This is a genomic window from Peptoniphilus sp. KCTC 25270, from assembly GCF_021012875.1.
Taxonomy (GTDB): Bacteria; Bacillota; Clostridia; order Tissierellales; family Peptoniphilaceae; genus JAJMZJ01.
On sequence record NZ_JAJMZJ010000006.1, the window covers coordinates 21099 to 32415 of the forward strand.

Below are 11317 nucleotides of genomic sequence, written 5' to 3' on the forward strand. Positions count from 1 at the left end.
TTTCTCTTCTCTAAACTTCTTTATTTTTGTATTTCCTATCCATAAAAAATTATCTTTGTTTATTCTTACCTTTATTATACCCCCCCCCGATTCTTTTTTTGCAACAAAAAGCAGGAAAGACACATTCTCTCCTGCTTTTTCGTTTTTTATTTTACTTTTCCTTTTACAAAGGCCAAACGTTCTTCTATGGTTTCTAACATTTTTTTGTAAGATTCCAATTTTGCTTTTTCTTGTTCCACAACTTCTGGGTTGGCCTTCGCTACAAAGTTTTCATTGCCCAATTTCTTTTCGGCCCGTTTGATTTCAGATTGCGTTTTTTCTTCCTCTTTTTCCAAACGTTCCAACTCTTTGGCGTAATCTACTAAATCGCTCATTGGCAAGAACAATTCCGCTTTATCTACTACTACAGAAATTACGTCTTCTTCTACCGCTTTTCGATCTTTTATTCTTTCGATCTCTGTAATATTTCCTAAATTACTCAAATGGCCTGCATTTCTTTGGAATAATTCTTCGATTTCCTCATCTTCTGTTAATACAATTAACTTACTCTTACGATGTGGCTCGATTTCCATTTCTGCTTTGGCATTTCTTAATCCTTTTACCGCTTTTTGAATGTATTCAATTTCTTTCTTTTCTTTTTCATATACGGCGTCAGATTTTGGCCATTGGCTTACAATCAAAGCACTTTGGCGATTTGGCAAATAGTTCCAAATTTCTTCTGTAATATATGGCATAAATGGATGCAATAATTTTAAGATGGTTTCTAATACTTCAATTAGTACACCAAATACAACTTCGCGATCTTTTGTATCGTCCCCGTACAATCTTGGTTTTACCAACTCAATGTACCAGTCACAATAGTCTTCCCAAATAAAATCTTGAATTGCGTCCGCTGCCAATCCAATATCGTATTTGTCTAATTTTGTTTCAACAGATGCAATGGTTTCTCTTGCTTGATGCAAAATCCATTTGTCTTCTGTACGAAGATCTTCCACATTGTAAGAGAACTCTTTCATATCTTCTGGTAAGTTCATCAATACGAAACGTGAGGCATTCCATAATTTATTGGCAAAATTTCGGTTGGCTTCTACTCGTTTTATAGAGAAACGCAAGTCATTTCCGGCGCTATTTCCTGTTACCAATGTAAAACGCAATGCGTCTGCCCCATAATCTGCAATAATATCCAATGGATCAATTCCATTTCCTAAGGATTTAGACATTTTTCTACCTTGTTCATCACGAACCAAACCGGTTAAATATACATCCTTAAATGGAAGTTGGTCTGTTAATTCAATGGCTGAAAATACCATACGAATTACCCAGAAGAAAATAATATCGTATCCTGTTACCAAAACATCCGTTGGATAATAGAAGTCGAAATCTGGCGTTTTCTTTGGCCAACCTAGTGTTGAGAATGGCCATAAGGCAGAACTAAACCAAGTATCCAAAGTATCTTCGTCTTGGCGTAAATTTTCCGAACCACATTTTGTACATTTGTGGTGCTCATCGCGAGATACAATTACCTCGCCACAATCATTACAGTAATAAACAGGAAGTCTATGACCCCACCATAATTGGCGAGAAATACACCAGTCACGAATATTTTCTAACCAATGTACATAAATTTTCCCGAAACGTTCTGGAATGAAATCCAAATTTCCGTCTCTATACGCTTTCAACGCTGGCTCCGCCAATGGTTTCATTTCTACAAACCATTGTTTGGAAAGAATTGGTTCAATTACTGTTTTACAACGTTCGCAGTGGCCAATTGCATTGTTGTGAACTTTTTCTTCCACAAACAGTCCCAACTCGTCAAAGTCTTTGATAATGGCTTTTCTCGCTTCATAACGTTCCATGCCATTGTATTTTCCTGCATTTTCATTTAGGTAACCTAGTTCGTCCATAATCAAAAGTTGACCTAAATTGTGGCGTTCTCCCACCTCAAAGTCATTTGGATCATGGGATGGAGTAATTTTTACAGCCCCTGTTCCAAATTCTACGTCTACATAATCGTCTGCAACAATCGGAATTCTACGTTCCAAAACAGGCAAGATAACGTGCTTTCCTACCAATTTGGCGTAGCGTTCGTCTTCTGGGTTTACGGCTACGGCTAAATCTCCCGGAATGGTTTCTGGACGGGTTGTTGAAATGGATAGGAATTCATCGCTATCTTCAATTGGATATTTGAAAGTCCAGATCTTTCCTTCTCCCTCAACGTGTTCTACCTCTGCATCAGAAATCGCCGTTTTACAAGAAGGACACCAGTTAATAATGCGGTCACCACGATAAATTAGCCCTTTTTCATACAAACGAATAAATACTTCTTCTACCGCATAGGAAAGTTCTTCGTCCAATGTGAAACGCTCTCTTGACCAGTCACAAGAAACACCCAATTTTTTCAATTGATTTTTAATGTTTCCCCCATATTTTTCCGTCCAAGCCCAGGCTTCTTCTAAGAATCCTTCTCGTCCCAATCCTTCTTTGGATTTTCCTTCTTCTTTGATTTTTTGAACAACTTTTGCTTCCGTTGAAATGGAAGCATGGTCGGTTCCTGGCACCCAAAGAGCACTATAGCCGGCCATTCTTTTATAGCGAATTAAAATATCTTGCAATGTGTTATTCATTGCATGACCCATATGAAGATTCCCCGTTACATTTGGAGGGGGCATCATAATAGTATACGGTTTCTTGTTTTCGTCAATTTCTGGGCGGAAATATCCTTTTTCCATCCACTCTGAGTAAATACGATCTTCAAAAGTTTTCGGATCGTATACTTTTTTCATATTGTCCATTTCCTTTCCTCTCCTCTCTATAAAAAAAGAGACCTCATCCAAAGGACGAGATCTCGCGGTACCACCTTAATTCCGTAAAAAATACGGCACTTGAACCTATAACGGCGGCAAACCGTCCTACCTAAAATAGGAAACTAAAAGGCAACCTTCCTCTACCCCTTCCAATTGCTTTCACCAACCGCAATTTCTCTACGCTCCAAGTATAGAGTACTCCTCCTTCGTATGCTTTTTTATACAACTATTACATCATTATACAAAACACAGTTTTTAATGTCAAGAAATTTAGCTAGAAAAAGGAATAAAGCCTATTTTCTTATACACTTTGCGCAATGTTTTATTGGCCATTTTTTGTGCTCGCAAGGCCCCGTCTTGGTAAATTTTTTCCAAACCTTCTTTATCCCCGCGAATTTCTCTAAAGCGTTCTTGCACAGGAGCCAATCCTTCTACAACTGCTTCTGCTACGGCTTCTTTCAATGCGCCATATCCTTGATCTTTGAATTCTTCTACCACTTCTTCTGGTGTGGTTTTCTTAAAGGCGCAATACATTTCAATTAAGTTTTTCAAACCTGGTTGCTCATCGCGATAGGCAATCACCCCTTCTGAATCCGTTACAGAACGTTTGATTTTTCTACGAATGGTATCGGGATCGTCAAGAATCAAAATATATCCATTTTCATCTGGATCCGATTTGCTCATTTTTGCCTTCGGATTTTGCAAACTCATAACACGAGCTCCCACTTTTGGTGCCATAATTTCTGGAATTTCAAAAGTTGGAGAATAGCGACTATTAAAGCGTTCGGCAATATCTCTTGTTAATTCAATGTGCTGTCTTTGATCTTCTCCTACTGGAACCAAAGAAGTTTGGTACAACAAAATGTCTGCCGCCATTAAAACAGGATAATTCAATAAGCCAGCGTAAATTTCTTTTTGTTTTTCCGCCTTGTCCTTAAATTGAGTCATACGATTCAATTGTCCAATGGATGTAATCGTATTAAGTACCCAAGATAATTGTGTATGTTGAGGCACATGGGATTGTATATAGATGATGGATTTTTCTGGATCCAATCCACATGCCAAATACAAAGCCAAGATGTCCAATGTATTTTTTCTCAATTGTGCCGGGTCTTGTTGAACGGTAATGGCATGCATATCTACAACGCAATACAAGCATTGATATTCTTCTTGTAATTCAGAAAAATTACTTAAAGCGCCAATATAATTTCCAATGGTGAGCGAACCGGAGGGTTGGATTCCGGAGTATACAATTTTCTTGTCCATATAATACCTCTTTCTGTTAACATTTTCCTCTTAATGATATACTACCACTAAGGAGGCGATTATGAAAACAAAAAATTATTTTCTCTTACCTAGGGGAGAAAGAAATTCCATCGCCGATATTGGCGATGTAGAAGTCGGACACGTTACCATTCGGGAAGGAGAACACCAAACGGGTGTTACGGTTCTCCTTCCCCACAAAGAAAATCTTTTTTCAAAAAAACTTTTTGCGGCGTCCCATGTTATGAATGGCTATGGAAAATCTACGGGACTTTCCCAAATGGATGAATTGGGCTATTTGGAAACACCCATTGCTTTTACCAATACGGCTTCTGTCGGAGTCATCTATGACGGATTGTATCAGTATATGAGCCAAAACAATGAAGGGATTGGCCGAGAGCTTGGCTCTGTAAATCCAATCGTCCTAGAATGCAACGACGGAAAAATCAACGACCAAAGAAATCCCATTTTGGACTCTTCACACTTTCAAAAAGCTTTGGAAGATGCCAAAAAAGATTTCCTACAAGGAGATGTTGGGGCCGGTCGAGGAATGATTTGCTATAACTACAAGGGAGGAATTGGTTCTGCATCCCGCAAAGTGGAATCCCACGGAATTTCCGGAACGGTAGGAGCTTTGGTCTTAACCAATTTTGGCGATTCAAAAAATCTTCGTGTTTTAGGTACCCCCGCCCCGAGTTTTGGAAGCAAATACCATTCTGAGGACAAAGGTTCCATTGCCGTTGTAATTGGGACGGACCTTCCTCTTCTTCCACACCAATTAAAACGCGTAGCCAAAAGAGCCCAAAGTGGAATTGCTAGAACGGGTTCTTATATGGGACACGGAAGCGGAGATCTTGCGGTGGCTTTTTCTACGGCACAAACTGTTCTCTTAGAAGAAAAAGAGATCCACGCCTATGAAATGGTTCCCGATTTGATTATGGATTTGATTTTCCTAGCTACGGTAGAATCTGTTGAGGAGGCTATTTTACAATCTATGTTCCGTTCCTCTTCGGGAAAAACATTAAAAGGAGAATTTGTTCCTAGTTTGGCCCACTATATAGCCAATCCTTTGGATTAAAAAAGTAAGGTTCATGCACCTTACTTTTTATTTTGCCCCTTCTTTTCGTTCGATTAATTTCGCCAAACGTTCTTCTACGGTTTCCATGGTTTCTTTCAAATCAATCCGCACCAATTCACGATTTTTCAAAACAAACTCTCCATCTACCATAACGTGTTTTACATCTTCTGAATTTGCCGAATAACACAAAGCACTCATTAAATTGTTTCGTGGGGTAAAGTTTGGAGATTCCAAAGAGAAAAAGGCCAAGTCTGCTTTTTTCCCCACTTCAATGGAGCCAATTTCTTTCTCCCAACCTAAGGCCTTTGCTCCGTTAATCGTCGCCATTTTCAAAACTTCCAAGGCTGAAACCGCTTCTGGATTTCCTGTTACCGCTTTATTCACAATCGATGCAATATGCATCTCTTCTAACATATCTTGATTGTTATTGGAAGAATCTCCGTCCGTTCCCAAAGCTACAGTAAATCCCTTTTCCAAAAGTTTCGCTATAGGAGTAAATCCGCTGGCTAATTTCAAATTGGAGGAAGGATTGTAAACCGGGAAGAAATATTTCGTATTGGCCAAATCCATTTCTTCTTCTGTCATATGAACGCAATGGGCTGCTACCGTATGAATTTCTTCCATTCCCAAGTCCAAAAGATATTGGATGGGCGTTCTTCCATTGTTTTCCTTCTTACAATCTTCCACTTCTTTTTTTGTTTCCGAAGCATGAATATGCATTTGATTGTCCAAAGAACGAGATAGGTCAAAAACTTTTTTCAAATATTCCCCGTTACAAGTATAAATCGCATGGGGCGCAGGAATCACTCGCAACAATCCATTGGAAGAATTGTGGAATTGTTCGTACAATTTTTTTGTTTCTTCTAACTTCTCTTCTCCGCCACCAAAGCTAGTAAGACCACGAGTCAACATCCCACGCATTCCAATTTTTTCTGCTGCCTCTGCCACTCGATCCATCTCATAATACATATCACAAAAGGTTGTCGCCCCTGAACGAATCCCCTCTGCCATACTTAACAAAGAACCCCAATAGATATCCTCTGGATTCAAATGATCTTCCAAGGGCCAAATGGCCTCATTTAACCAGGTATCCAAATCCATATCATCTGCTAAATTTCGGAAATAGGACATTCCCAAATGGGTGTGAGCATTGATAAAACCAGGAGTGATTAAAAATCCCTCCATATCCAAAATTTCTCCCGCTGTTTCTTTCCCCGTAGGCAAAATCGAAACAATTCGGTCTTCCTCAATAACAATATCTTTTCCTTTCACAACTTCTCCATTTATTACATCTATATACATTGCATTTTTTAGAATCTTTTTCATAAAACCACTCCTTAATTTCTATAAGTATAGCATAAATGGAGAAAAAGAAAAAAGATAGCCTTTTTAGACTATCTTCTCCACTATGGCATGATTTGTTCCAAATCTTTCTGTAATATTTTATCCTCTTTTTGAGAATAATTGACAAAGGTATCTCCGTCCTTTTTATAAACACTCGTTATCCCTTGAGGAAGCTCCATGGCTAATTTTTCATTGGTATAATATTCTTCCCCCGATTCCTCTTTCAAAAAGAGAAGAACATATTCTCCTACTTTAAGGCTTAATTTATCTGTATTTTTATAGGAATCCAAATCCAACTCTTTCTTCTCACCAATTACATTTCCTTCTTCTCCTACTTGATACCGAAAAGGAATCAAACTACCCATAGGCCGCTGCCCTTTATAATTTTCATAGACGGACAAAGTATAATTTTCAAAAATTCCCTGACTGGATCCATCTAGGGAAAATTCACTGGTCCTATCGCCTACTTCCTCCACTTTTCCATAGACAATAGAATCTGCCTGTCCTATTTTTTCATCCAGAGTCAACGCCGGATAATCTGTAGCCATTCCCCTGTTTCCTTTTGCGCTATTTTCTTCTACTACTGAACCATTGGAAGTACACCCAGAAAGAATCGCTGGTATCAAAAGTATAAACAAACACATCAAATACTTGTTTTTCATGATAATTTTCCTCTTCTTCATAAAATACCCCTTCAAAATACAGTAACCCTCTCTAATATAATTCGATATTAACATCTATTCGAATTTGATACCATTGCAATTCAAATTTTTTTACAATCTATGTTCCATTCCTCTTCTGGAAAAACATTAAAGGGAGATTTGTTCCTGGTTTGATCCACTATATAACCAATCCTTTTCATTTCACTTTTAGACCTATGTATTCATTGTAAAGTGCTCACTCTTTCTCAGTATCACTTTTTTCAGCCTCTTCTCTATCCTTATTCTTTTCCATTTCTTTCATAAGTTCCTTCTCCTCTATATGATAGTGCGTATTGTAGAGGATTTTGTCCTTCTTATATCCAAAAGAAGACACTTCGTTAATTCGAGCTTTTTCTTCCTTCGTTAAATTATAGCCCTTAAAAATCTCTTCTTCATTTTCCTCAAAAACCAAATCTTGGAGTTCATCTAAGCGATCTGTGTATTGTTCTAAATCTTCTCTTGCTACCGCGATATCAATCATACGGTTTAAAATAATAATAATATCGTTTTCCGTTAAACTAGGAATTTCCTTCACTATATTAGAGTCAAAAGAAGCGCTGGTATTTGTAGGTTTGTCCATATTTTCTTCTTTTGGTTGACAAGCACACAAGAAAAGCCCCAAGAGAAGAAGAGGAATAAGTCTTTTTATTCTCATTCTATTCCACCTTTTCTCTAAGATAAGCTACCATTATTGGACAAGACATAATATCCCTCCCCAATAGGATATCCTCCCGTTCCAATTACAGTTGCTCTTACGGATTTAGTCGTTTTATATATATTGCAAACTGATTTTACACCCGAAATTTTTTGAGCTGTTGCTGATGTAATTTTGCTAGTTCCTGTCCTATTATCTTTTATACCTTTAATTTTAACTCTATAAGTTGCAACAATCTTCCTATTTTCATCTCTTCCATATACTGTCCTAGTAAAAGCCAATGGACTTTCAGGCAAAGCTAAAATTTGATCGGATGCTTTATTGAAACTGGAATTTTCAACAATCTCACTATTAGATGGAATTAAATAGTCAATCTCTGTTTTAAAGTTTGTATACTCTAAAATCGCTTCGTATTGATTTGCACTCAACTTTGGGTTGATATTATCTGCATTTTCATATAAAAACTTTTCAATTTGCAATTCAGAAAATTCTTCCTCTTCACTTAATTGACAAAGTTGAGTATTTATTTCTTCAATGTACAAGGATAATACATCGTCTGATAATTCTCCAAATGCATTCTCATACTCCGTATTCATAAAAGAAATATTTGAAATCTTTTCATTGAAGCTACTTTCTGCAAACGAAACACTCGGGCAAAAAAGTAAAAAACATAAACAGATAATCAATATTTTTTTCATTCAACTTCATTCCTTTCTAATAAATATTCATTCAAAAATATAATCTTATTTTCATAATATCATAGATAGTCTTTTTTTTTCAATATTATTGAAGCTATTCTCATTTTTATTTTATAAAGATATTTCTTCTTTTTTAATCTTTTTTTACATTTATAGAGGCTTTTTCTTTACTATTGCCCTGCTTTGCTATATAATAGTGGAGGTTCTAAATTATCGCGGCAAATTTAATTTAGAGGTGAATATTTTGGCAAAAATGATGGGACCTAGATTTAAACAATCTAGAAGATTAGGACTTAATGTATGTGGCCATCCAAAGGCTATGAATCGTGCGGGACGTGGAACAGCACGTTCTGACAAGAAGTTAACAGAATATGGTAAACAACTTCTTGAAAAACAAAGACTAAGAGCTTATTACGGAGTTATGGAAAAACAATTTGTTCGCTTGGTTGCAGAAGCACAAAAAGCAGAAGAACAAACAGGTCCAGCTTTGGTTAAACTTTTAGAAGTACGCTTAGATAATTTAACATATCGTATGGGCTTTGCTAGCTCTATCCGCCAAGCACGTCAAATGGTTACACATGGCCATATGATGGTAAACGGCAAAAAAGTAGATATCCCTTCTTATCGCGTAAGCGTTGGAGATGTTATCTCTTTAGGAGCTCGTGGACGCAAAGTTGACATGTTTAAGGAAAACTTTGAAACAAACTTCGCAAGTTCTCTTCCTTACATTACTAAGGAAAAAGATTTTGCAGGTACTTTGGTTTCTATTCCTAACCGTGAAGATATTCCTGTTGAAATCGAAGATCAATTGATCGTAGAATTCTACTCAGGAAAATAAGAAAGTGGGGGCTTGTCCCCTTCTTTTTTTGTTTCTTTTTCCAACAAAAAAATCCTTCTAGTAAAAACTAGAAGGATTTTTCTATTCCATTGAAGTTTCAGAAAGCCGCATTTGGTCAAGAAACTCGTTGTATTTTGCAAATATAGCCTCTTCCAATCTCTTGCGCATTTCTCCGTTAATAGGGTGAGCAATATCTCTAAATTCACCATTGGGCATTTTTCTTGATGGCATAGCGATAAAAGGAGACCCATTCCCATCAATAATTTTTATATCGTGAATGGCAATCTCATCGTCAAAAGTAACCGAAACGATGGCTTTCATTTTGTTGTCTGAATTCACTTTGCGAATTCGAATGTCAGTAATTTGCATACATATCACCGCTTTCTTATAGAATAGGTTCATTATACTGGAAAGATATGTTATTTGTGTGAAATTTCACACAAAATACATACAAGTTTTTTTGAAATTTCTATTACAAAAAATCCTCTTAAACTATGTTATAATAGAGGGTAAGAAAAGAGGAGATGTATTTTGTTTACTTTTGATATAAATAATAATAGATATAACCACATTCATTTTATAGGAATTGGTGGAATTAGTATGAGCGGGTTGGCTGAACTTATGAAATCCAAAGGATGCCAAGTTTCTGGTTCCGATAGCAAAGCCTCTGCCCTAACGCAACATTTGGAAGAAATTGGCATAAAAGTTTCTATCGGCCATGACAAAGAAAATATTCAAGGGGCCGATTTGGTTATTTATACCGATGCCGTAAGTTTAGATAATCCAGAGTTAAAAGGAGCCATTCGCGAAAAAATCGATGTAGTGGATCGAGCTTCTTTTTTGGGTGCTTTAATGCGCAATTATAAAAAGTCTATTGCTGTTTCTGGTACCCACGGAAAAACAACGACCACTTCCATGATTACATCCACCATTGTAGATGACCCTTCTGAACCTACGATTTTATTGGGAGGTTCCTTGGAAAAAATCCATGGAAATATTCGTGTAGGAAAAGATGATTTCTTCTTAACAGAAGCTTGCGAATATCGAGCCAACGTTTTGAAATATTTCCCTACTACAGCCATTGTCTTAAATATTGATGAAGACCATTTGGACTATTTCGACAATATGAACCATATTATCGAAACCTTTGATGGCTACGTTAAAAATCTAAAAGAAGATGATTTCCTTATTTTGAATATAGATGACGAATACGCCGCTTTAATGAAAGAGCGTACAAAGGCAAATGTCGTTACGGTTTCCATTAAAGAAGACGCCGAATTCCAAGGCAAAAACATTCAATTGGACGAAAATGGACTTCCTTCCTACGATTTGTACATTGAAGGAAAGAAAATGGCTTCTGTTTCTCTTAAAGTTATGGGGATTCACAATGTTTCCAATTCTCTATGTGCCATTGCTGCTTGTTACAAAAATGGAATTTCTCTTGAACAATGTATCCAAGGGGTGGAATCCTATACAGGGGTTCATCGCCGTTTGGAGTACAAAGGCACCAAAAACGAAATTCGTGTCATTGATGATTATGCCCATCATCCAACAGAAATTTTATCGACTTTGCACGCCTTAAAACCTACGGCAGAAAAACGCTTAATCTGTATTTTCCAACCTCATACCTTTACTCGAACAAAACTTTTATTGGACAGTTTTTCCAAAAGTTTTAACGAGGCCGATTTAGCCATTATTACCGATATTTATGCCGCTAGAGAAAAAGACTATGGGGATATTCATTCCAAAACGTTGGTTGATGCCATTCAATCCACCGGTTGTAACGCCATGTATCTTTCTACCCATGACGAAGTTTTGAATTATATTAAAGAAAACGCCCAAGCCGGCGACTTAGTTGTAACCTTAGGCGCAGGGGATGTTTACACCATTGGAGAAAGATATTTAGAAGAAAATTAAAAGTAAAAAGTAAAAGACA

General features: G+C 37.0%; 10 protein-coding genes and 1 other annotated feature. Of the genes, 3 read left to right on the plus strand and 7 right to left on the minus strand.

Features of this window, described 5'->3' with window-relative positions; genetic code table 11:
* Nucleotides 1–146 precede the first annotated feature (146 nt).
* Entirely contained in the window at nucleotides 147–2792 is a 2646-nt protein-coding gene (locus LQU94_RS07750; RefSeq protein WP_230697112.1) for a valine--tRNA ligase, read from the minus strand.
* Between the two features lie 38 nt (nucleotides 2793–2830).
* Nucleotides 2831–3024: a binding site (T-box leader), on the minus strand.
* Between the two features lie 50 nt (nucleotides 3025–3074).
* Nucleotides 3075–4070, minus strand: a complete 996-nt coding sequence (gene trpS, locus LQU94_RS07755) for a tryptophan--tRNA ligase (RefSeq protein ID WP_230697113.1) — start codon at nucleotides 4068–4070, stop codon at nucleotides 3075–3077.
* A 61-nt stretch (nucleotides 4071–4131) separates the two neighbouring features.
* Here trpS and LQU94_RS07760 point away from each other — a divergent pair, with 61 nt between their 5' ends.
* Nucleotides 4132–5145 carry a P1 family peptidase gene (locus LQU94_RS07760; protein WP_230697114.1) on the plus strand — a complete coding sequence of 338 codons (1014 nt, stop codon included), beginning with the start codon at nucleotides 4132–4134 and terminating at the stop codon, nucleotides 5143–5145.
* Nucleotides 5146–5172: 27 nt separating this feature from the next.
* On the opposite strand, the gene LQU94_RS07765 is transcribed toward LQU94_RS07760, so the two are convergent.
* The 4 genes from LQU94_RS07765 to LQU94_RS07780 all read right to left on the minus strand — a co-directional run bounded on the left by LQU94_RS07765 (nucleotide 5173) and on the right by LQU94_RS07780 (nucleotide 8543).
* The gene (locus LQU94_RS07765) at nucleotides 5173–6471 is read right to left on the minus strand and encodes an amidohydrolase (protein ID WP_230697115.1); all 1299 of its coding nucleotides are present in this window, start codon (nucleotides 6469–6471) and stop codon (nucleotides 5173–5175) included.
* Between the two features lie 80 nt (nucleotides 6472–6551).
* Nucleotides 6552–7172: a hypothetical protein gene (locus LQU94_RS07770; protein ID WP_230697116.1), complete on the minus strand. Its 621-nt coding sequence runs from the start codon at nucleotides 7170–7172 to the stop codon at nucleotides 6552–6554.
* 214 nt (nucleotides 7173–7386) lie between these two features.
* Complete coding sequence (locus LQU94_RS07775) at nucleotides 7387–7845, minus strand: hypothetical protein (protein ID WP_230697117.1); 459 nt, start codon at nucleotides 7843–7845, stop codon at nucleotides 7387–7389.
* Between the two features lie 17 nt (nucleotides 7846–7862).
* Nucleotides 7863–8543 (minus strand): hypothetical protein, encoded by a 681-nt coding sequence (locus LQU94_RS07780; protein ID WP_230697118.1) that lies wholly within the window; start codon nucleotides 8541–8543, stop codon nucleotides 7863–7865.
* Between the two features lie 244 nt (nucleotides 8544–8787).
* On the opposite strand from LQU94_RS07780, the gene rpsD reads away from it, so the two are divergent.
* Entirely contained in the window at nucleotides 8788–9381 is a 594-nt protein-coding gene (gene rpsD, locus LQU94_RS07785; RefSeq protein ID WP_230697119.1) for a 30S ribosomal protein S4, read from the plus strand.
* 81 nt (nucleotides 9382–9462) lie between these two features.
* Here the strand turns inward: rpsD and spoVG are convergent, their stop codons facing one another.
* The gene (gene spoVG / locus LQU94_RS07790) at nucleotides 9463–9750 is read right to left on the minus strand and encodes a septation regulator SpoVG (protein WP_230697120.1); all 288 of its coding nucleotides are present in this window, start codon (nucleotides 9748–9750) and stop codon (nucleotides 9463–9465) included.
* Between the two features lie 162 nt (nucleotides 9751–9912).
* Between spoVG and murC the strand changes: the two genes are divergently transcribed.
* Nucleotides 9913–11298: a UDP-N-acetylmuramate--L-alanine ligase gene (gene murC / locus LQU94_RS07795; protein WP_230697121.1), complete on the plus strand. Its 1386-nt coding sequence runs from the start codon at nucleotides 9913–9915 to the stop codon at nucleotides 11296–11298.
* The last annotated feature ends 19 nt before the right edge of the window (nucleotides 11299–11317 follow it).

Excerpts from the sequence above, each read along its gene's own strand:
- LQU94_RS07760 (WP_230697114.1), top strand. The coding sequence starts at position 4,132 with ATGAAAACAAAAAATTATTTTCTCTTACCTAGGGGAGAAAGAAATTCC.
- LQU94_RS07770 (WP_230697116.1), bottom strand. The coding sequence starts at position 7,172 with ATGAAGAAGAGGAAAATTATCATGAAAAACAAGTATTTGATGTGTTTG.
- LQU94_RS07780 (WP_230697118.1), bottom strand. The coding sequence starts at position 8,543 with ATGAAAAAAATATTGATTATCTGTTTATGTTTTTTACTTTTTTGCCCG.
- spoVG (WP_230697120.1), bottom strand. The coding sequence starts at position 9,750 with ATGCAAATTACTGACATTCGAATTCGCAAAGTGAATTCAGACAACAAA.
- LQU94_RS07775 (WP_230697117.1), bottom strand. The coding sequence starts at position 7,845 with ATGAGAATAAAAAGACTTATTCCTCTTCTTCTCTTGGGGCTTTTCTTG.
- LQU94_RS07765 (WP_230697115.1), bottom strand. The coding sequence starts at position 6,471 with ATGAAAAAGATTCTAAAAAATGCAATGTATATAGATGTAATAAATGGA.
- trpS (WP_230697113.1), bottom strand. The coding sequence starts at position 4,070 with ATGGACAAGAAAATTGTATACTCCGGAATCCAACCCTCCGGTTCGCTC.
- LQU94_RS07750 (WP_230697112.1), bottom strand. The coding sequence starts at position 2,792 with ATGGACAATATGAAAAAAGTATACGATCCGAAAACTTTTGAAGATCGT.